This window comes from Halobaculum gomorrense (genome assembly GCF_900129775.1).
GTDB lineage: Archaea > Halobacteriota > Halobacteria > Halobacteriales > Haloferacaceae > Halobaculum > Halobaculum gomorrense.
This window is the reverse complement of record NZ_FQWV01000003.1, coordinates 71,409-90,079: the sequence shown is the minus strand read 5'-3', so window position 1 is coordinate 90,079 and position 18,671 is coordinate 71,409. Positions and strand designations below refer to the sequence as shown.

Here is an 18,671-nt window from a genome sequence, read left to right as displayed (position 1 = left end):
CGCGTTGGCCGTCGTCGTCGCGGCGACCACCGGAGCGGCGGCGACGCAGTCGGATGAGGCTCTCGGGCTCTCACTGAATCCGGTCCGCGACACCGTCGCGCCCGGTGAGACCGTCCAGATCGGCGTGACCGTCGAGAACGCCGGCGAGACGGTCGCGCCGGGTACCGTGTTGGCGTTCGGATCGTTGCCCGACGGCTGGAGGCTCGCGTCGTGGTCAGGAACCGACGCCGCGTTCCGGAACTCCACGAACGAGTGGTTCTGGACGACGGTCGGTCCGGGTGAGACGCTGAAGTTCACCGTGGTCGTCGCTATCCCTCCCGACGCTGCGGGTGAGGGGACGGTGACAGGCACGCTGAGTGACGGCCGGGACCGCGAGGCGTCGGCGAACACCACGATCAGCGTACGCAGAGCGGACGTGAAGACGACGAGGGGTTCTCAGACCACGGCGAGCGCCTCCGGATCGACGGCGAACGCCGCGGACGACTCCGACGGTGTCGACACTCGGTCCAGACTCGGCCGACTTCGGACCGCGGTGGAGACGCCGGGCTTCGGCCCGGTTCAGGCGCTCGCCGGGGTTCTACTGGCCGTTGCAGCGCTGGCGGCTCGACGACGGGGAGGATAACGTCCGCGCGCCCGACGGCGGCGGTTCGAATACCGGATGGGCGATGACTGTTCGTCCGTCCGGTGGTGGTGTCAGCCGGGCCGAGCCTGACTGTGTTGGCCAGACCGGAAGTACGCGACAGAACCGGTGAATGCTGTCGATCGCATCGCGTCGACGACGGCTCCTCGCTCGGTCCATCTCGCACGCCGACAGCGCCGCCGCAGGCCGCACCGTCACGGCCAGTACTGCCACCCGGCCCGTGCTCTGGACGCTCGCCGCAGCGGTTCTCCCGCGTTCCGCGGTCGCGCCGTTGAAATCCCGCGAGCCCCGTCTGTAATGTGTGTCCAGCCACGACCACGAATGGGACGAATCGGCCGTCCGCGACCTGCACGCGGAGCTGGTCGACCTGTACGGGCCCGTCGGCGCCAGCGACGCCCACGGCGCGGACAGCGACGCAGACCCGGGCGAGGGCGTCAGACAGCTCCTCACTACGATCCTCTCGCAGAACGTCGCCGACACGAACACCGAACGCGCCGCAGAGCGCCTCTTTGCGACGTACGAGGACCTCGCCGCCATCGAATCGGCGCCGCTCGACGAACTCGCGGAGACGATCCGCGTCGCCGGGCTGGCGGACACGAAGGCGGCGCGGATCCAGCGCGCGCTCGCGGCGATCCGCGAGGAAACCGGCGGCGCGTACTCGCTGGCGTTCCTCGACGCGATGGCGACCGACGAGGCGAAGGCGTGGCTCACCGATATCAAGGGCGTCGGGCCGAAGACCGCAAGCGTCGTCCTCAACTTCCACTTCGGCAAGCCGACGATGGCCGTCGACACCCACGTCGAGCGCGTCTCGAAGCGGTTCGGGCTCGTCCCCGAGTCGGCGTCGAACGCCCGCGCGCACGACGTGCTGGACGCGGTGATCCCTGACGAACTCACCTACCCGATGCACGTGTTGCTCATCGAGCACGGGCGGACCCACTGCGCGGCGCGAACCGCCGACTGCGACAACCCAGTGTGCGAGCGCTACTGCGACTGCGAGTGGTGCTGACGACAGCGGGACGCGGGGGGACGCCGCTCAGGACTCGTCCGGGTCGCCCGGCTCCTCTCGCTGTGATACGGTGAGCACCGGAACGTGCGACGAGCGGACGACCTTCTCGGTTACGCTCCCCATCAGATACCGGTCGAGACCGCTGCGTCCGTGCGTGGCCATGACGATTGCATCGACTCCGGCCTCCTCGGCGTAGGCGGTGATCTCCGAGACGGGCGTCCCGTCCCGGATCGCTCGTTCGGTGTCGATGTCGGCGGGTATGGCGTCCGCGACGCGCGAGACGGCTTCCTCGGCGCGCTCGCGCTCGGCGTCGACCCACGCCTCCGCGGCGATGCCCGCAGAGGGGCTCTCGAACCGATTGCGCGTGTCGACCACCGAGAGCACGTGGACCGCGGCGTCGAACGCCCGCGCGAGGGCGTTCGCGTGCTCGATCGCGGCGTCGGTGCCGTCGCTGCCGTCGGTGGGCACGAGCAGGTCGTCGTACATCAGGGCAGCTGTTTTCGCGCCGGAGTGAAAAGCGGCAGTGACTCGGCGGTCGGCAGAGCGCGGCGCCGGGAGAGCGGTCGGAGTTGTCGTCGATCAGGCGATTCCCGCGGCCATGCCGAACAACGCCAACGAGATGGCCGCGAACAGGAGGCCGACGCCCGTCTTGATCGTCCCGGTGTCGACAGCGGTGGAGACGTACGGGGCGATCTGCCCGCCGACCACGGTCGCGGGCACGGTGAACACGACCATGTTCCACGGGACGTTCCGCAGGTCGAGCGCGTGCCCCACGTCGACGAACGCGCCGCCGAACACGTGGACCAGCGACGCGATGATCGCCGTCACGGCGACGACGATGTGGTTCGTCCCGATGGCGATCCGGACCGGAACGTTCGTGCGCAGCATCGAGATGATCCCCAACTCGCCGATGCCGAAGCCGGCCAGCCCTTGGAAGGCGCCGCCGACGCTGTAGTTGCCAAACCGTTCGAGGTAGCCCGCGCGGTCGTAGGTGTACTCGTTTCCATCGTTGTCGACACGTGTGACGATCCCGTCGGCATCCGTCTCGACGCCCGCGGGGCCGGGTTTGTCGTCGTCATCGGGGAGGTCGCGGTCGCCCCCATCAGCGGCCGCTTCGGCGTCGATCTCGTCTTCGATCTCGTCTTCGGCGTCGTCGGCGTGGTCGTCGTGTCCGAGGTCGGCGTTGAACAGCAGGTACGACGCCGCGAGCAGGGCGAGCCCCAACAGCCCGTAGAACATGCGCTCGGGGATGACGAACGACGCCAGCGCGCCCCCGACAACGAACGGGAGCCCCCCGATCACGAGCGAGACCGCGAGCCGGCGGTCGACGAGCCCGTAGCGGACGAACGCAAGCGCGGAACTGGAGAGGCCGAACGACTCGCTGACCAGCCCCACGAGCACGATCTCGGAGGGCGATAGCGGCCGTGCGACGATCGGGAACAGGAAGATGAGGAACGGGACGAACAGCGCCGAGCCGCTGATCCCGACCGTGTTCACGATGGTCGCCCCCAGCATGAACACCGGCAGGAGCCACCAGTACTCGAGCCAGTAGTTCGCGTCGGCGTCCGCGGGCGTCGGCGCTCCGACGTACACCCCGAGAACGAACAGCACGGGCGCGGTCAGTACGAACAGGTGTTGATACCTGAGAAACGTCTCGACGAGCTCGTCGGTCGTGGACGAAGTCATTGTGTGAGTCGAGGAACAGCGATACCGTCACTCGGGCGGACCGCCTGGGTGACGTGACTGATCGTACACCTCGTCCGGGTGGGGTGATATTTAACCGCTGAGGTTTCCGTCGGCACCGATCCGCGTGATCACGTCTCACGCCCCCTCCGACGGTGGCGATCGGAAACGATCGAGCGTGACAGATCCGCCGGCAGCGCGGTCGTGCGTGGGGTTCGATGGCCATCAGTCAGTGACAACGGCGGGCAGGTTCTTGTGCGGCGACCGCGAACGCACGGACGGTGACGATGTGTACAAGACGAGTCCCGACGCAGTCGGTCGACCGACGCCGTCAACTCGGGAGCGGGCCAGGGGAGCGACCCCGGTCGTCGACGAAGCGGGGTGAACCATGAGAGACGAGGCGCCCGGCCCGGGTGATGGCGACCCGAGCGGCCCGGACGGCGCAGGTGCTACGGCCGATGCCGGAAGCGATGCTGCGGCGCTGGCCGGCCTGTTCGCGCCCGAGCGCGTCGCCGTCGTCGGCGCGACCGACCGCGAGGGGTCGGTCGGCCGGGCGGTGACGGAGAACCTCCTCGCCGAGTTCGACGGCACGGTCGTGCCGGTGAACCCGAGCCGCGAGGAGGTGCTGGGCCTGTCGTGCGTCGACTCTGTCGCCGAGGCGGACGCTGACATGGCCGTCGTCGCGGTCCCGCCGGGGGACGTCGTCGACGTGGTCCGCGAGTGCGGCGACTCTGAGGTCCGGAACGTCGTCGTGCTCACGGCCGGCTTCGGCGAGACCGGCGCGGAGGGCGCCAACCGCGAGCAACAGCTTCGGTCAGTCGCCGACGAGTACGGCCTGAACCTCGTCGGGCCGAACAGCCTCGGCGTGATGTCGAGCCCGCGGGGGCTCAACGCCACCTTCGGCCCCGACGCGCCGCCAGCGGGCGGCGTCTCGTTCATGAGCCAGTCGGGGGCGTTCGTCACGGCCGTCGTCGACTGGGCGAAAGGCGAGGGCATCGGCTTCAAGGACGTGGTCTCGCTGGGCAACAAGGCCGTCCTCGACGAGACGGACTTCGTGCGCGCGTGGGGAGACGACCCCGACACCGACGTGGTCGTCGGCTACCTCGAGAGCATCGACGACGGCCGGGCGTTCGTCGACGTCGCCCGCGAGGCGACCGACGACACGCCCGTCACGGTCGTCAAGTCCGGCCGCACCGACGCCGGCGCGCAGGCCGCCTCCAGCCACACCGGTGCGATCGCCGGCTCCGACCGCGCCTACGAGGCCGGGCTCGACGCTGCGGGAGTGCTCCGGGCGGAGTCCGTTCAGGAGCTGTTCGACTCCGCTCGCGCGCTCGCCGGCGGCGACGTGCCCGACTCCGACGGCGTCGCGGTCGTGACGAACGCCGGCGGGCCGGGCGTGATGGCGACCGACGCGGTCGGCGACGCCGAGCGCCTCCGACTGGCCAGTTTCGGCGACGAGACGGTCGACCGCCTCGGCGAGGCGCTGCCCGACGAAGCGAACGTGTACAACCCCGTCGACGTGATCGGCGACGCGAGCGTCGACCGGTTCCGCGAGGCGCTCGACATCACCCTGGAGGACCCGGACGTGGGATCGGTCGTGGTGATCACCGCGCCGACGGCGACGCTCGACTTCGGCGAGTTGGGCGAGATGATCGCCGACGCCGCCGACGAGCACGGCGTCCCGATGGCCGCCTGCCTGATGGGGGGGAAGCGGCTCGCCGACGCCGCCGACGTGCTGCGCGAACGGGGCGTCCCCTCGTACTTCGATCCGGCACGCGCGGTCGGCGGGCTCAAGTCGCTCGCCGAGTACCGCGAGGTGCGGGGCCGCTCGTACCCCGAGCCCGAGCCGGTCGACGCCGACCGCGAGCGGGTCCGCGAGATCCTCTCGTCGGTGACGGGGCGCTCGGACAACCGCCTCGGCGTCGAGGCGATGGAGATCTTCGACGCCTACGGGGTTCCGACGCCCGAAGGCGCGGTCGTCGACGACCCGGTCGAGGCCGAGCGGGTCGCCGAAGGGATCGGCGAGGAGGTCGTGATGAAGATCGTCTCGCCGGATATCCTTCACAAGTCCGACATCGGCGGCGTCAAGGTGGGCGTCCCGGTCGCGGAGGTTGCCGACGCCTACGAGGATCTGGTGTCGCGTGCGCGCAACTACCAGCCCGACGCGACGATCCTCGGCGTGCAGGTACAGGAACTGATCGACCTGGACGACGGCGTCGAGACGATCGTCGGCAGCCACACCGACCCGCAGTTCGGCCCGCTGGTCATGTTCGGCCTCGGCGGCGTGTTCGTCGAGATCATGGAGGACACCACCTTCCGGCTCGCGCCCGTCGGGCGCGACGAGGCCGCCGAGATGACCGAGGAGATCGACGCCGCGCCGCTGCTGCGGGGCGCTCGCGGCCGCGAGGCAGTCGACATCGACGCCGTCGTCGACGCCGTCCGCCGCGTCTCGCAGCTGGTCGCCGACTTCCCGAGCATCGTCGAACTGGACGTGAACCCCCTGGTCGCGACGCCCGACGGGGTCCGGGCCGTCGACCTGCGACTCACCGTCGACCCCGAGAAGCTGGAGACCCAGTCATGAACCCGTTACTCGTCACATCGACCGCCGAGAGCACCGGCAAGACGGCCGTCACGCTCGCGCTCGCGCGCATCGCCGCCGATCGCGGGCGCGAGGTCGGCTACATGAAACCGAAGGGCACGCGCCTCCAGAGCGTCGTCGGCAAGACGCTCGACGAGGACCCCATGCTCGCGCGAGAGCTGCTGGGGACCGACGCCGAGATGCACGAGATGGAACCTATCGTCTACTCCCCCACGTTCATTGAGGGGGCCATCCGCGGCCGCGAGGACCCCGACGAACTCCGCGAGCGCATCGCAGAGGCGTACGAGGATCTGGCCGCGGACGCGGACGCAATGTTCCTCGAAGGCGGTGGCGACATCCGCACCGGCGGCGTCGTCGACCTGACGGACCCAGAGGTCGCGGCGGCGCTCGACGCCGAGGTGCTGCTGGTGGCCGACTACGAGGGGCCCGGCGACGTGGACGACCTGCTCGCCGCCGTCGACGATGTGGGCGACCGCCTCGCGGCCGTCCTCTTCAACCGCGTCGACGACGCCGTCTACGACGACGTAGACCAGGACGTCATCCCGTTCCTCACGAGCCGCGGCGTCGATACGATCGGCGCGCTTCCGCGGAGCCCGGAGCTGGCCGGCGTGACCGTCTCGGCGCTGGCGGACGAACTCGGCGCGGAGGTGCTCGTCGAGGGCGACGGCGACGCGCTCGTTCAGCGGTTCACCGTCGGCGCGATGGGCGCCGAGGAGGCGCTGCGGCACTTCCGGCGCGCCCGCGACGCCGCGGTCATCACCGGGGGCGACCGTTCGGACATCGCCACGGCGGCCGTCGAGGCCAACAGTGTTCGCTGTCTGGTGCTCACCGGCGGTCACCGACCCTCCGGCTCCGTCATCGGGAAGGCGACGGAGGCCGGCCTGCCGGTGCTGTCGGTGCCGTCGGACACGCTCACTACAGTCGACCGCGCGGAGGACGTGATCCGGAGCGGCCGGACGCGCGACGCCCGCACCGTCGAGGTGATGCGGGAGCTGCTGGAGACGCACGCGGACGTGGAGGCGCTGATCGGGGCGAACGGCGACTGACGCCGACCACGCCGCGCACGCCGATCTCGATCGCCGGCGTACGTCGACCGGCCGTCACTCCGTTCCCGGCTCCGAGTCCGCGGCGGACGGCTCGTCGTCGGCGGACGGACTGGAGAACAGATCCGGTCGCTCGGCCGGGTCCGAGGAGAGCAACGAGTCGGCGAGGCGCTCGGCGACCTCGGGCCCGAGCGTCCCTGCGATTTCCAGCGCTTGTCGCTCGTGGTCGTCCAGATCGAGGACGCCCCGAAAGAACCACGACAGCGCGGCGTACGTCTCGTGGAGCTCCTCGGCGCGCTCGCGCCCCGATTCGGTCAGGGTCGCCCCCTCGTACGGCTCGTACTCCACGTAGCCCTCGTCGGCGAGGTCCTTCATCATCTCCGTCGCCGACGCGGGCGTCCGGTCGAGACGGTCGGCGACCGTCCCTGTCTGTATCGGCGGGTTCTGTCGGTGTTGGCAGATGAACAGCGCGAGCAGGTACTGGGCCGAGCTACTCATTCGGTCCCCCGCTCCGCCGGTTCGCGGCGTCCCTCCGTGATCGCGGGCACTCCGGTGGCGGGGCCCGACACGGGTCCGTCGCACATGCTTTTTCGGTCTACCTAAAAATAAAAAGGTCTACCGGTGTGGCCGGTCTCGAACCCCCGTCGGCCCGCCGCGCTGAAGCTCCCGGACAGCACCTTGCCCAGCCCGCTCTGGAAGAACGCGAGGCCGATCATTACCCTGAGCGCGAGGATGAACCAGACGCTCAGCGTGTGCAGTTTCTCCTCGGCGGTGAAGCCGGCGAGCGTGCTCCGGAGTCGGACCTCTTGTGTGGACATCAGGTTGCAGATTCTGAGAAAAATAAAATAAATTCATCCACCAAACATATTTGGTTCTCCCGTGGTCTCGGTACGCGTCCGTGGGGGCCGTCGCGCTCGTGCTCGCGGCGACGTTCTGCGCCGCGGGCGCCCTCGTCGTCCAGATCGCCTTCGAGCAGGGGGCTAACGCCGCCGCCGACGATGTCGTCTCGCAAGACCGGTACTCGTCGCTAGAACTCGTCTCCGTCTCCGTGGCGTTCGGGATACCCGGTCCCGTCTCCGTCGTCGACGAGCGCGAGGTCACCGTCGTCGTCTCTCGTCCAGCCGATCGGCCGTATCCGAACCTCGCGCGGACGCTCTCGGCCCACATCGAGCGGGAGACTGGTCGCTCCGTTACGGTGACCGTGGAGTATCTCGAACGAAGGCGGTACGACCCGGACGCGAGCCGATCGGTGCCCCCACCCGATACCTAGTGATTTATTACGATGTATCGCATAGATGAGCCCATGGGAGTGCATGACACACACGGGAGCGATGCGGAGCGCCGCGTGGAACCTGCCGAGGAACCGCCGGCGGGGCTCCGTCGAGTGTTCGGTCACGTGCGACGACGGCTGGCTGAGTGGTCCGAGGTGCACGCCAAACAGCAGGTCGAGATGCTCGCGGGCGAACCGCCAGAGCGGTAGCCGTTCGGGAGCCGTTCGGGAGCCGTTCTCGACTCCGCGTTCAGACGACGGTGTCGGTTTCGCGGTCACTCGAAGGCATCGAGGCTCGACTCGGACCCGACGTTCGTCCGGACCCGTGAACGACTGAGCGGAGCGAAAAAGACTCGGAGGTGCCCTTGAGTCATGACGCATGGGACTCGATGACGACGCGCGTGACTACCACCGCCGGGACCCGCCCGGCAAGCTCGAGGTATCGACGACCAAGCCGACGAACACCCAGCGCGACCTCTCGCTGGCGTACTCTCCAGGCGTCGCGGCACCCTGCCGCGACATCGACGCCGACGCGGGACGCGGGTACGAGTACACCGCGAAGGGGAACATCGTCGGCGTCGTCTCCGACGGCTCGGCCGTGCTCGGCCTCGGCGACATCGGCCCGCTGGCCTCGAAGCCGGTGATGGAGGGGAAGGGCGTCCTGTTCAAGCGCTTCGCCGACATCGACGTGTTTGATCTGGAACTCGACACCGAGTCGCTCGACTCGTTCGTCGACCGGGTCGCCGCGATGGAGCCCACCTTCGGGGGGGTGAACCTGGAGGACATCGCCGCGCCGGCGTGTTTCGAGGCCGAGGAGCGCCTGCGCGAGCGGATGAACGTGCCCGTCTTCCACGACGACCAGCACGGCACCGCGATCATCACCGGCGCGGCGCTGCTCAACGCCGTCGACGTCGTCGACAAGGACCTCGCTGACCTCGAGATCGTCTTCTCGGGCGCGGGCGCGGCCGCAACCGCGACCGCGACGTTCTACACCTCGCTCGGCGTGCCGACCGACCAGATCACGATGTGCGACATCGACGGCGTCGTCACCGACGAGCGCGCTGCCGCGGGCGACCCCCACGAGCACGTCTCGCAGTTCGCCGCGGACGCCGACGCCGTCGGCGGCACCGATCTCGCCGACGCGATGGCCGGCGCGGACGTGTTCGTCGGCCTCTCGGCGGGCGGGATCGTCAGCCGGGAGATGGTGCGGTCGATGGCCGACGACCCGATCGTGTTCGCGATGGCGAACCCGGACCCCGAGATCGCCTACGACGACGCGAAAGCGGCCCGCGAGGACACCGTGATCGTCGCGACTGGTCGCTCCGATTACCCGAATCAGGTGAACAACGTCCTGTGTTTCCTGTTCGTGTTCCGCGGGGCGCTCGACGCTCGCGCACGCGAGATCACTGAGGGGATGAAGGTCGCCGCCGCGGAGGCGTTGGCCGACCTAACGCGCGAGGACGTGCCCGACAGCGTCCGGCGCGCCTACGGGGACCAGCCGCTGGAGTTCGGCCCCGAGTACGTCATCCCGAAGCCGCTCGACGAGCGCGTGCTCTTCGGCGTCGCCCCGGCGGTCGCGGCCGCGGCCGTCGACGACGGCGTCGCTCGGCGCGACCTCGACCCGGCGTCGTACGTCGAGGAACTGGAGGACCGCCTCGGCGGCAGTCGCGAGGCCATGCGCGCAGTGTTGACCGAGGCGAAGCGCGACCCGAAGCGCCTCGTCCTCGCGGAGGGGACCGACGAGACGGTCGTTCGTGCGGCCTACCAGATCGCAGATCGCGGCATCGCCGACCCGGTGCTCGTGGGCGCTCGCGCGGAGGTCGAGGCGGCGCTGTCGACGCTCGGGTTCGACTTCGCGCCGGAGGTCGTCGACCCCGACGAGATCGACCTGGAGCCGTACGCCGATCTGGTCTACGAGCGCCGAAGGCGCAAGGGCGTCACCCGGCGGGAGGCGCGCGACCTCGTCCGCGAGCACGACGCGCTCGCGAGCGCGCTGGTCGCCGCCGGCGACGCCGACGCGATGCTCACCGGCCGAACGCATCACTACCCGAGCGCGCTCCGGCGCCCGCTCCAGATCATCGGCACTGCCGAAGACGCGACGTACGCCGCCGGCGTCTACCTGCTCGCGTTCGACGACCGCGTCGTGTTCTGCGCGGACGCAACGGTGAATCAGGACCCCGACGCGGACGTGCTCGCGGAGGTGACGCGCCACACTGCGGCGCTTGCGCGCCGGTTCAACGTCGAGCCCCGAGCGGCGCTGCTGTCGTACTCCGACTTCGGCTCGGTCGACACCGCCGGGACGGCCAAACCGCGGACAGCCGCCCGTCGCCTCCGCGAGGACGCCGCGGTCGGCTTCCCCGTCGACGGGGAGATGCAGGCCGACACGGCCGTCGTGGACGACTTCCTCGGAGGCGACTACGAGTTCGCCGCGCTCGACGACCCCGCGAACGTCCTCGTGTTCCCGAACCTCGAGGCCGGCAACATCGCCTACAAACTGCTCCACTGCCTCGGTGGCGCCGACGTGGTCGGTCCGATGCTCGTCGGGATGGACGCGCCCATCCACGTGCTCCAGCGCGGCGACGACGTGGCCGACATCGTCAACCTCGCCGGCGTCGCCGTCGCGACGGCCGACGACTGACCCGGGAGCGACTCCGCCGGTGTGCGTCCGTCCGCCGGAGTGGCCGGAAATCACCAGATCGTCCGTTCCGGCAGAACATACGCGACCGATCGTCTCGGCTGTCTTCCGAGAACAGGACGAACCAAACGTATATGAACGCCGGCGGCGACCACCCGATAGACGCAGATGGACCTGACCAGCAGCCAGCGTGAGATCCTGAACGCCCTCGTCAACGGGTACGAGGCCGCCGAGTCACCGATGCCGGCGACGGAGATCGCGGAGGTGTGCGACCGGCACGTCGGGACGATCCGGAACCTCATGCAGATGATGAAGTCGCTCGGACTGGTCGAGGGCGTCCCGGGATCGGAGGGGGGCTACGTCCCGACCGATGCCGCCTTCGAGGCGCTTGGCCGCGACCCCGACGCCGAGAGCGACACCGAGACCCTCGGGCTCGCACACGACTACGACCGCATCGACGTGGCAGTCGAGTCGATCGACTTCGTCAACGTTCACCACCCAGACAAGTGCCGCGCGAGCGTCACGTTCAGGGAGTCGGTCACGAGATTCAGCGCGGGCGACCCGGTGATCGTCGGTCCCACGCCGAACTCGGGGCTGGTCATGACGGGGCAAGTCGAGGCGGTCGACGAGGCCCGAAACGCGCTTCACCTGAACGTCGCTCGATTGGAGGCCCCCATGGAGCCGTAGTCACCGCTCGGCGGTCGAGTCGAGCGAGCCTCCGGCGGCCGGTCGGGTGTCGGACTCGAACTGCAGTTCGATCTCGTGGAAGTAGCGCCGGCGGTCCCGCTCGCCGGGCGCCGTCGGCGGCGCGGTCCCGGTCCGTTCAGCACGGACGTGTCGCTCAGCGCATCGACGGACAGTCTCGCGGTCGACGCCGAGCGTCGCCGCCGTCCGCTCGATGCCGAGGTCGCGGTCGACGAGGTGCGCGAGGATCGAATCAGTCCGCGCGTGGTCGTCCGGAGAGCCCCAGTCCTCGCGATCCGCGGGAGCGACCGCGCCGGGGGTCAGATCGGCGGACCCGAGAGGCAGACTGTCGACGGCGAGGGCCGGGTCGTCGGAACCCATGTCCGTGAGGCCGACCTGCTGGCAGAGACGGCCGAGCTCGCTCGCGTACGAGCCGCCGAGCGGGCGCAGGTCCGCGGCGCCGTCGCCGTACGGCGTCGCGCGGCCGAGAAGCGCGTCCGTCCGGGTGGTCGTCCCCGCGACGAGCAGCGACTCGGCGTTCGCGACGTAGTACCTGCACGCCATCCGCACGCGCGAGACGAACTCGGCGAGGCCGCTCGCGTCCGCCTCCTCGGCGATCCGAGCCGGCAGCGCCGCCTCCAACTCGGCGACGAGCGGTCTGATCGTGACCCGGTCGCAGTCGATCCCCACACGGTCCGCGATCGACTCGGGCGTCGGCGTCGCGAACCCGGCGGCCTTGTGGCAGGGCAGGTGAACCCCACGGACCCGCTCGGGGCCGAGCGCGTCTGCGGCGATCGCCGCCGTCACCGCGGCGTCGACGCCGGCGCCGAGATCGACGACCACCCCGTCGGCGTCGGCGGACTCGGCGCGGGCGCAGACGAGATCCCGGGCGTCGGCGACGGCCGCGGCGGCCCGGTCACCGCCATCGACGAGCCCGCCGCCGAGCGCGTCCGCCACGCCAAGTTCGGTCTCGGCCGGCCGGGGCGGGGCGGGAGGATATTCACGTTTGTGGGCGCTGCCGGCGACGCGCTCGACCACGCGCTCGACCGTCTCGCGGTCGACGCTGGCCGCCTCGTCGACCGGCTCCGGGGGGGTCGCGTCGTCGGCGGCGGCGAGCAGCGCCGCCAGCACGCGGTCGAGCGCCGCGTAGGGGGCGCCCAACTCCGACTCGTCGGTCTGCTCGGGCCAGAAGTCCGCCGACGGCGGTTTCGAGACGATCTCCGGCGGGACATCGAGCCGCGTCGCGAGCGCGCGCACTGCGGTCTTGTCGTGCTCGGCCAGCGGGAACACGTCCGCGGCCCCGTCGCCGTACTTCGTGAAGTACCCGAGCAGCCGCTCCGAGCGGTTGCTGGTCCCGACGACGAGCGCGTTCGTCGCGTCCGCGACGAGATACGCGCAGGCCATCCGGAGACGAGCAGCCAAGTTCCCCGCCGCGTACACGTCGCCGGCGGGCGCGATCCGCGGTGCGACGTACCGCTTGAACACGTCCACGGCGGGGGCCAGCGCCACCGTCTCGCGGTCGACGCCGAGCGAGTCCGCGAACGCCCTGGCGTCGGCGACGGCCGCCTCCGCGGTCGTATCGGTCGGCATGATCAGCGCGGTTACCGCGGACGCGCCCAGCGCGTCGACCGCGAGCGCCGCCGCGGTGGCGGAGTCGATGCCGCCGGAGAGGCACACCACGACGCCGTCCGCGTCGACCGCCTCGACGGCGTCCAGGATGCACTCCGTCGATCGCGATCGTCCGGCTTCGGGGGAGTCGCGACCGAGCGATCCGTCGGCGGCCGGCGGGTTGTCAGTGTGACCCGTCGCCACGATCACTCACCCTCCGAGCCGGCGGCGTCTGCGTCCGTTCCGTCGGGCGGCTCGTGGACCCCGGTCGGCCGCCGAAGCGGGAGCGTGTACGCCACGTCGGACTGGACCCACGCGTCGGTCCGTTCGCGGTCGTACACGACCACGCTGTCGTCGTCGAGCGAGATCCGGCCGTATCTGTCGGTCATGGCCGGGGCCGTGGGGCCGCCGTCCGCGAGCGTGTCCTCGGTCATCGTCCGACCTCGCGGATCAAAGATCCGTTCACACGGCGCGAGAGTGTGATTGTAACAAACATATCGGTTTGTCCGAGAAAAGTACGTCTTATTTCGGTTTTAATTGTTTCTAGTGAAGTAGTTCCGTCTACCGTAGCCAGATACTCTACCATTCGGGCATCGATCATATCTCAGTTGGGAGCGCCGGCGGACTAAGGTGTTTCGTCCGATCCATCTAAATAAGTGCGATCTGATGAATCGCATGAAAGAGTTCTAGAAGTCTTATACTACGTTCGATCTTGAATACAGAGTGAAATTGAGTAAATACGAATCAGCCAGTGTGCTGGGTTCGAACCACCCGACAAAGCTCGGCCGGAAGGTCCCGCGTACCGCCGTCTCGGCGCGGTGGCCGTGGACGCGATGGGGGGCAGTTCCGGACGGTGATACTAGTGGGATAACACTTAGTACACGTCAGTCTGGAATACCTGTCAATGCCGCTTCGTCCCGTCGATCGCGACGTTCTGGAAGACATCTCGCAGGACATCTCACAGTCCAACTACGGGTTCCTGTACGTCGACCGCGTCCGCGACGACCTGAAAGACCAGTACCAGAGCCGGGAGAAGGGGCGATTGAAGGCCCCGAAGCTGTCGACCTCCGACGTGAAGGAGTCGCTTCGCGACCTCGCGGAGGACGAGAACTACAGCCTCGAGCGGATCCGGCCGGGCGTGTTCTACTGGGACCCGTTCGGCAGCGGCACGCGAACGGGGATCACCGAGCGCCTCAAGGGCGTGTTCCGCGACCAGATGGTCGTCACGACCGAAGACCTCAGGAAGGCGTTCGACCTGGCCCACGAGGACGCTGACTTCTTCGCCAAGCAACTCCGCCGGCAGAACCTCGTGATGCGCATCGCCGCGGGGTCCCGCGACTACTACTCCGTCGGCTCGCGCCTGAAGGAGGAGACCGGCGAGGACGACCTCAACGGGAAGCTCAAGCGCCGTGCGACACACGGAAAACTCTCGCACGGTCAACTGGAGGAGGCCATCTCGGTGGCGGCTACCTCCGACGTGATCGGCTATCTGCAGGGCGAGGGGCTCATCATCGACATGGACGGGGAGTACCTCGTCCGGAGCGCGCTCGACGAGTTCGCCGAGAAGCTCGCCGACGACCTCGGCGACGACGTGGAGCGCGCGTTCGACGACGCGGGCAACGTGATGCCGACCGGCGAGTACGACTCGCTGGTCGAATCGGAGATCGAGGTCAGGTCGAACGTGCTCGCGCACGTCCGGTCGAGCGGCGCCGACCTCGGTCGACGAGACGTCATCGACGCGGTGCAGGCCGAGTACGAGGACGGCGACGATCCCCACATCGAGGTGCTCGACGCGCGCAGCCTCGCGGTGTCGGTTGAGCCGTTCGACCGCATGGTCGAGACGCGCGCGGAGGAGCTCACCCGTCCGCTGTTGGAGGATCTGACCGCGGCGACGGCCGACTCCCTCAAGCAGGAGCTCCGCGACGAGGTGGACGACCTCCACCTCACGACCAGCGACGCCGGTAACGCCTACGCCCGGACCCAGGTCCGCGAGCGCGGCGAGGAACTGATCGACGAGCGATTCTGACCACACACGAGCCACACCCCTACTACCCCACTTCAATGCGCTACACCACCTTCGAGGAAGACGAGGAATCCGGAACAGTCGTCGCGAGACCGCACAGCCAGACCGACTCGGCGGTCAGGTTCGAGCTCGGATTCGCGGAATGGGCCGACGAGGACAGCGGCAACTGGGAGGAACTGCTCGCGCACCTCATGGAGGAAGTGCTCGGCGGTGAGGAGCTCTCCATCGACCAGGACGGAAACGCAGTGATCGGCGTCGAAGACGCCGCGGAGACGCTCGCCGAGAGCGAGCACGCCCGCAGCGAGGACTCCGCGCGCGCCATCATCGACTACCTCGCTGACAACGACATCGTCACCGTCGAACAGTCGACGGTGACCGTGTTGCGCCCGCCCCACACGTACGACGAAGACGAGATGGACCGCGCGGTGAAGATGTACAGCAACTGGGCGGCTGCATTCGACACGCTCACCGAGCGGATCGAGACGGCCGTCGGGCGGGTCGAGGAGGCCCAAGAGCGGCTCACCTCGCGCGCGGAGGAGACGACCGACGTGACCGAACACCTCCAGAACCTCCGCGAGAAGCGCGAGGAGTACAAACAGGAGATGCTCTCGATCGCGGGCGACCGCGACATCTCGGAGCTGGACGAGGAGGAACGCCGGAAGTTCGACCACGCTCGCGAGCAGTACTACCACTACGACAACCTCGTCGAGCAGGAGGAGAAGCAAGGCGAGACGATCCCGAACCCGAATCCCGACCAGATGGACCTCGGGGAGATTATCGATCAGCTCGAATCGACGAAAGACCAGTTCTCAATCGAACAGGAGCGGCTCCGCGACCGGATCCGGACGCAGCAGCTGTGGCCGACCGAGGCCGTCGCCGCCTCCGAACAGTTCACGAACGTGCTCTCCGCGATGGGCAACGTCGTCCCGAAACAAGAGCGGATGGAAGACGAGGACCCCCAGAACTTCCTCGACGACCTCCGCGGCAACTCCGACGAGATGGCCGAGTTGAACGAGTCCTCCCAGGCGATCACCCAGGAGGACACCGGGACGGAGACGATTCAGGAGCAGTGAGGATGTCGGCCCTGAGCTCCGCGGGAGCCGCTGCCGACCCCGCCCGCCCCCGAGAGTCCCGGGCACCCCACTCTTCGACCGTCCCCCCGCGGGGCGGGAGGTAACGCCGTGGCGCGTCCATCGAGCGCCGCCCCGTGGATCGACCGGGTCGCCACCATCGAGGCGACGAGCGACCAGGTCCTCTCGTGGTCGGAGCCTCCCGCACCGCGGCGGATCTGGGCGGAGGTCGCGGCGTTCGACGGCGCGCTTCGTGGACTCGGCACCCTCTTTGCCGACGCGCTCCCGCTGCCCGTGCCCGCGACGGCGGACGACCCCGAGGTCGCCGAGGCGGTCGAGCGAGTGCTCGTTTCGACGTTCGAGGACGCCGAGCCGCCGGCCGCGGCCGTCGACACCGCGCGCGAGGCGGGACGTCTCGGTGGCGACACGGCCGACGGTCGCGACATCCCGCTTGCGACGGTCGGCGAACCGGTCGCGAACTGGTTCGTGGTCGTGCCCGTCGTCGCCGAACGGATAGAGGAGGCCGCCGCGCGCGTCGAGCGGTGTGCGGGTCGGTTGGAACTCCACGGTCGCGACGACTCGGCGGCCGCGCTCCGGGACGTGTCGGGTGCCCTCCGGGACACCGCCACGACGGTTCGAAACGTCGCGACGCGGACGCTGTGGCTCAACCCTCCCGATGGCTTGGTCGACGCGAACGAGCGGCAGGTGCGCGAGTACGTGACCCGAACGATGAACGCCTACAACCCAGTCGCATGACGAGTGTCAATCTCACGCCGATCACGAAAGACGAGCAGCCGACCTCCCACGTCACCGTGGGAAAGAGCAAAGTCGGGCCGGGCGCGGAGATCGCGCGCGTCCGCCACGCGGGCAGCGAGGCGTTCTTCCGGGTCGACACCGAGGAGGACGGCTTCGCCAGCACGATCAAGAACAAAGTCTACCTCAACAGCAACGTCGCCACGCTGTTCGGGGGGATCAACCGAACGAACGACTTCTACGTCGACACCGACGTATCGCTCGGGGCGGTCAGGGCGTGCAAGCGCGCGACCATCTACGCCGAGGGCGTCAACGAGGAGGCGCTGTCGTCCGCGCTCGCCGAGCATCAGTTCCTGTTGCATCCGATCCGCGAGGTGGCCGATATCGGCGGCGAGCGCGTCGAGTTCGTCGTCGGCGAACTGGAGCCGCGCGGAACGTCGCTGCGGGTCACCGAGGACACTGACTTCGAGTTCCTCGACGAGCCGCCGGCGAGCATGGGACCGCCCGCGGGCGCGGGCGGCGCGGCCGGTGGCGGCGCGGACGGAGCGCCCAGCGGCGATGGTGACGCCGGCGGCGCCGGCGGTCGGGACGACGGGGAAGAGGCCAACATCGACATCACCCCACAGAACCCGACGACAAGCTTCGAGGAGGACGTCGCCGGGTTGGAGGGGGTGAAGCGCACCGCCGTAATGATGCTGTCGCTGTTCGAGCCGGCTGTTCGCGACGAGGTCGTCGAGCGCTACGGCGAGGAGTTCGCCGACCGCGGCGGCGGGATGATGCTGTACGGGCCGCCCGGCTGCGGGAAGACGCTCGTCTCGGAGGCGATCGCCTACGAGGCGAAACACAACACCGACATCGAGGACAGCTACGGCGAGGTCGTCTTCCTCGAGGTCCGCGGCAGCGACGTGGTCTCGAAGTACTCCGGCGAGTCCGAGAAGAACATCCGGGCGGCGTTCGAGCAGGCCCACGAGGCCGCCGGCGACGGCTTCGCCGTCCTCTTTTTCGACGAGGTGGAGACGCTCATTCCCGACCGCTCGGACGACAACCTCCAGCGCCACGAGCGCGCGCTCACCAACGCCTTCCTCCAGGAGATGAACGACGTGGAGGACAACCTCCTCGTCATCGGCGCGACGAACATGCCCTTCAGCATCGACCCGGCAGCGACCCGGCGGTTCCCGATCCAGCAGTTCATCCCCCAACCCGACGCAGACGTGATGGCGGAGGTGTGGCGCACGTCGCTGGGTCGCATCGGCGAGGACCTCGACGAGGAGGCGCTACAGGAGCTGGGCGAGGCGTCGGTCGGCTACACCCCCGCGGAGATCGCCGACCGCGTGCTCGGCTCGGAGCTACAGCGCGAGCTCATCGAGAGCGTCATCGACGGCGACGCGATCACGCCCGACAAACAGTACCTCCTGCGGAAGCTGGACGAATCAGAGCCGAAGACGGTCAGACAGTACGTCTCCTCGACGATGAAGCAGGCCTCGGAGCTCGAGGGGTACCCCGACATGAAGCGGTACATCGAGGAGCAGGCCCAACAGATCCGCGAGGAGAACGCCGCCAACGCGGCTGCCCCCGCGTCGGCGCCCGACACCGACACGTCAACCTCGACGGACGCCGACGGGGACGGTACCGAGGGCGACGCGGAGGCGGAGTAGCC

17 protein-coding genes and 1 pseudogene are annotated in these 18,671 nt (G+C 69.1%); 12 read left to right on the top strand and 6 right to left on the bottom strand.

Annotation, left to right across the window (positions count from 1 at the left end; translation table 11 throughout):
- Positions 1-4: 4 nt before the first annotated feature.
- Together BUE16_RS06640 and BUE16_RS06635 are read left to right on the top strand one after the other, a co-directional pair.
- Positions 5-622 carry a COG1361 family protein gene (locus BUE16_RS06640; RefSeq protein WP_159435742.1) on the top strand — a complete coding sequence of 206 codons (618 nt, stop codon included), beginning with the start codon at positions 5-7 and terminating at the stop codon, positions 620-622.
- Between the two features lie 319 nt (positions 623-941).
- Positions 942-1,646 (top strand): endonuclease III domain-containing protein, encoded by a 705-nt coding sequence (locus BUE16_RS06635; RefSeq protein ID WP_073307853.1) that lies wholly within the window; start codon positions 942-944, stop codon positions 1,644-1,646.
- A gap of 27 nt (positions 1,647-1,673) precedes the next feature.
- Here the strand turns inward: BUE16_RS06635 and BUE16_RS06630 are convergent, their stop codons facing one another.
- Together BUE16_RS06630 and BUE16_RS06625 are read right to left on the bottom strand one after the other, a co-directional pair.
- On the bottom strand, positions 1,674-2,132 hold the full coding sequence (locus BUE16_RS06630) for a universal stress protein (protein WP_073307851.1): 459 nt from the start codon (positions 2,130-2,132) through the stop codon (positions 1,674-1,676).
- Between the two features lie 93 nt (positions 2,133-2,225).
- On the bottom strand, positions 2,226-3,332 hold the full coding sequence (locus tag BUE16_RS06625) for a sulfite exporter TauE/SafE family protein (RefSeq protein ID WP_073307849.1): 1,107 nt from the start codon (positions 3,330-3,332) through the stop codon (positions 2,226-2,228).
- Between the two features lie 385 nt (positions 3,333-3,717).
- Here BUE16_RS06625 and BUE16_RS06620 point away from each other — a divergent pair, with 385 nt between their 5' ends.
- Positions 3,718-5,910: an acetate--CoA ligase family protein gene (locus BUE16_RS06620; RefSeq protein WP_079991531.1), complete on the top strand. Its 2,193-nt coding sequence runs from the start codon at positions 3,718-3,720 to the stop codon at positions 5,908-5,910.
- The gene (locus tag BUE16_RS06615) at positions 5,907-6,974 is read left to right on the top strand and encodes a phosphotransacetylase family protein (RefSeq protein ID WP_073307848.1); all 1,068 of its coding nucleotides are present in this window, start codon (positions 5,907-5,909) and stop codon (positions 6,972-6,974) included. Before BUE16_RS06620 ends, BUE16_RS06615 begins: the two co-directional genes overlap by 4 nt.
- A 54-nt stretch (positions 6,975-7,028) precedes the next feature.
- On the opposite strand, the gene BUE16_RS06610 is transcribed toward BUE16_RS06615, so the two are convergent.
- Both BUE16_RS06610 and BUE16_RS06605 read right to left on the bottom strand, forming a co-directional pair.
- On the bottom strand, positions 7,029-7,469 hold the full coding sequence (locus tag BUE16_RS06610) for a metal-dependent transcriptional regulator (protein WP_073307846.1): 441 nt from the start codon (positions 7,467-7,469) through the stop codon (positions 7,029-7,031).
- 149 nt (positions 7,470-7,618) lie between these two features.
- Positions 7,619-7,789, bottom strand: a pseudogene (locus tag BUE16_RS06605) (DoxX family protein); the annotation flags it as partial.
- Between the two features lie 80 nt (positions 7,790-7,869).
- On the opposite strand from BUE16_RS06605, the gene BUE16_RS06600 reads away from it, so the two are divergent.
- From BUE16_RS06600 to BUE16_RS06590, 4 genes are all read left to right on the top strand, one after another.
- Positions 7,870-8,241: a hypothetical protein gene (locus tag BUE16_RS06600; protein ID WP_073307844.1), complete on the top strand. Its 372-nt coding sequence runs from the start codon at positions 7,870-7,872 to the stop codon at positions 8,239-8,241.
- A gap of 33 nt (positions 8,242-8,274) precedes the next feature.
- Positions 8,275-8,451, top strand: coding sequence for a hypothetical protein (locus tag BUE16_RS16650; RefSeq protein ID WP_159435741.1), 177 nt, complete (start codon positions 8,275-8,277; stop codon positions 8,449-8,451).
- A gap of 169 nt (positions 8,452-8,620) precedes the next feature.
- Entirely contained in the window at positions 8,621-10,879 is a 2,259-nt protein-coding gene (locus BUE16_RS06595) for an NADP-dependent malic enzyme (protein ID WP_073307842.1), read from the top strand.
- A gap of 165 nt (positions 10,880-11,044) precedes the next feature.
- Entirely contained in the window at positions 11,045-11,563 is a 519-nt protein-coding gene (locus BUE16_RS06590; RefSeq protein ID WP_073307840.1) for an Rrf2 family transcriptional regulator, read from the top strand.
- Here the strand turns inward: BUE16_RS06590 and BUE16_RS06585 are convergent, their stop codons facing one another.
- Both BUE16_RS06585 and BUE16_RS06580 read right to left on the bottom strand, forming a co-directional pair.
- Positions 11,564-13,372 carry an NAD+ synthase gene (locus tag BUE16_RS06585; protein WP_159435740.1) on the bottom strand — a complete coding sequence of 603 codons (1,809 nt, stop codon included), beginning with the start codon at positions 13,370-13,372 and terminating at the stop codon, positions 11,564-11,566. It lies immediately after the preceding gene.
- 2 nt (positions 13,373-13,374) lie between these two features.
- Entirely contained in the window at positions 13,375-13,602 is a 228-nt protein-coding gene (locus BUE16_RS06580; RefSeq protein WP_073307836.1) for a DUF7331 family protein, read from the bottom strand.
- A gap of 470 nt (positions 13,603-14,072) precedes the next feature.
- On the opposite strand from BUE16_RS06580, the gene BUE16_RS06575 reads away from it, so the two are divergent.
- From BUE16_RS06575 to BUE16_RS06560, 4 genes are all read left to right on the top strand, one after another.
- A complete protein-coding gene (locus tag BUE16_RS06575; protein WP_073307834.1) occupies positions 14,073-15,194 on the top strand; it encodes a hypothetical protein in 1,122 nt (373 codons plus the stop codon).
- A 35-nt stretch (positions 15,195-15,229) separates the two neighbouring features.
- Positions 15,230-16,264 carry a hypothetical protein gene (locus BUE16_RS06570; protein WP_073307832.1) on the top strand — a complete coding sequence of 345 codons (1,035 nt, stop codon included), beginning with the start codon at positions 15,230-15,232 and terminating at the stop codon, positions 16,262-16,264.
- A gap of 108 nt (positions 16,265-16,372) precedes the next feature.
- A complete protein-coding gene (locus BUE16_RS06565; RefSeq protein ID WP_073307830.1) occupies positions 16,373-17,017 on the top strand; it encodes a hypothetical protein in 645 nt (214 codons plus the stop codon).
- A complete protein-coding gene (locus tag BUE16_RS06560) occupies positions 17,014-18,669 on the top strand; it encodes an ATP-binding protein (RefSeq protein ID WP_073307828.1) in 1,656 nt (551 codons plus the stop codon). Before BUE16_RS06565 ends, BUE16_RS06560 begins: the two co-directional genes overlap by 4 nt.
- Positions 18,670-18,671 lie beyond the last annotated feature (2 nt).